The organism is Thermococcus sp. (assembly GCF_027008145.1).
Lineage (GTDB): Archaea > Methanobacteriota_B > Thermococci > Thermococcales > Thermococcaceae > Thermococcus.
In genome coordinates this window covers 1-1,923 of record NZ_JALTCZ010000128.1, presented here as the reverse complement: position 1 = coordinate 1,923, position 1,923 = coordinate 1, and the positions used below count along the sequence as shown (strand labels likewise).

Below are 1,923 nucleotides of genomic sequence, written 5' to 3'. Positions count from 1 at the left end.
CTCTCACTACTTCCCCATAGTTCCATTTTGTTAGGCTCTCGATATCCTCTGGAATTGGCAATTCTTGCTCGAAGTTAAGAATAGTCGGCCGGTAGGCCTTTTCCCTGTTGAAGATTGAGTAGAGTGGTCTTATATTCTCCGGTTCTCCTTCTTCTCTCTCAGCCGAGGAGAGGTTGTCGGCCTCGTAAACTATCCACAGGGCCCTTATAATGTCCTCCTCGCTCAGCCCAAAGCGCTCCGGATTGATCCTTTTGACAGCTTCCCTGATTCTGACCTCGTTGAAGTGTTTCTTGTGGTGGAAAGCAGAGAAAAGAGCGAGGAGCTCGTATTCTTCTCTCCCCGTTTCCGTTGCTAGCCATCTAAGGAACTCCGCCCCCTGCTCCGAGTGGTCGCCTGAGTATAGTCTAGCCCTCTGGACGGGCTTTCCGATATCGTGAAGGAGCCCGCCCAAAGCAACGAGTTCCTCAAGTTTCAATTTTTCACCTCCTGATGGGATTCAAAAACCCGAAGCCGAGGCTGTTTTTCTCGCCTAAACCCGCGTCCATTATAAAGCGGTAGAAGCGCCTTTCCTCAGGTCTTATGCGCTCCTTCTCAAGCAACTCCCAGTTGGAGCCTATCACGGGGAAGGGAACGCCGTTCTTGACGACCTTGACGTAGACGTCGAGCTTTCCGTTGTTCCTGAGCTTTGGAATCAGCCTGTCAAAGATGGGCTCTTCGAGGAGGAAGTCTTCACCGTAAAAGGCCTCGTACTTCTTCTCCGCGTTTTCCTTGAGCCTCTGGAGGAAAAAGCGAAGGTCTCTGTGCTGGTGGAGCTTGAAGTACTCGTTTTCCTGCGCGTTCCTATAGAGAACTATCGGAGAGCCCGTCTGAAAGACCCTCCGCAGGGGGAGTTTGAACCTCTTGAGCTCTGCAACGATCAGCTCGTGTCGACCGATGTAAACGCGCTCTTTATCCTTGATAGCACCGTATAGAGTGTTAATGAAGCCTTTCTCCGGGGAAGAGATGAGTAGTGTGGGTCTCCCCATGGAGTCCAAGAAGAAGTCTGAGAAAGTGAAGAACTTGAAACGCGGTTCGTCGTGCCTTTCCCCGTACTCCGAGCCTTTGAGCATATTGTATATGAACCCCTGGATGGCGTGCTTGTTTGATCGTTCAAAAGTTCCATTTTTTGGATAAAAAGCAACTTTTAGCCTCATCCGACACACCTTTATAAGTCTCGGCCTTAGTATTTGCATCTCAGAATTTATAAGACTTGCTATTAGAAAACCTCCGATGAATTAGGATTAAATGTTAAAACTTAAGGGTTCAACAAACCATTACATTTTTCTCTTGAAAGCCTTGTCCTTTAGGGCGGGGATGGAGTAATCGGCAATCCAACAGTTGAAACCCACAGATGAGAGCCCTAAAACTTTCCTGCCACTGGTGAAGGGTTAAAGCTGAACCCTTACCGTTCACGGCGGGGAAAGTCAGTACTCTCACAGCTCACGTGCCTTAATTCATACTGCAAAGGATACAAAACCCATTTTACAGCCTCCCGTCTTCATCGGGGTAGTTTTCAGGAGAACTGAAACCCTCGTCTTCCGTTGAGCCCCCATTCGAGTTTAACAACTGCCATGCCCTTCCTTCGAGCTTGATGATATGCCAATCTGAAACTCCAACGTGAGATTTTGTGTGTTACGGCTGTTGCAAAGGTGGAGTTGATTTCTTCAATTTAATGTAAATGTAGAACTGAGTTCTTCAGTTTAATGTAGAAGCAAAGTTGCAAAGCAGGATAGCATCAGAGTGCCAAGGCTAGTGCGAATACCTACAATACACTCAATACACTATAGAACAAGAAGGGCGTTGCATTTTGCGTTGCGCGTTGCGTTGCGTTGCAGCGTTGCACTCAAAAAGCATGCAACAACAAGCGTGAGAAACTCACGCTTA

At 47.8% G+C, this 1,923-nt stretch carries 2 protein-coding genes; both read right to left on the bottom strand.

Features of this window, described 5'->3' with window-relative positions; all coding sequences use genetic code 11:
* Nucleotides 1–475, bottom strand: a 475-nt coding sequence (locus MVD07_RS06140; protein ID WP_297499713.1) for an HD domain-containing protein, incomplete at its 3' end; no start/stop codon positions are given.
* Between the two features lie 4 nt (nucleotides 476–479).
* Nucleotides 480–1,193 (bottom strand): CRISPR-associated endoribonuclease Cas6, encoded by a 714-nt coding sequence (gene cas6 / locus MVD07_RS06135; protein ID WP_297499711.1) that lies wholly within the window; start codon nucleotides 1,191–1,193, stop codon nucleotides 480–482.
* Between the last annotated feature and the right edge of the window lie 730 nt (nucleotides 1,194–1,923).

What these genes read in the sequence shown, in the direction of transcription:
- cas6 (WP_297499711.1), bottom strand. Translation starts at nt 1,193, where the DNA reads ATGAGGCTAAAAGTTGCTTTTTATCCAAAAAATGGAACTTTTGAACGA.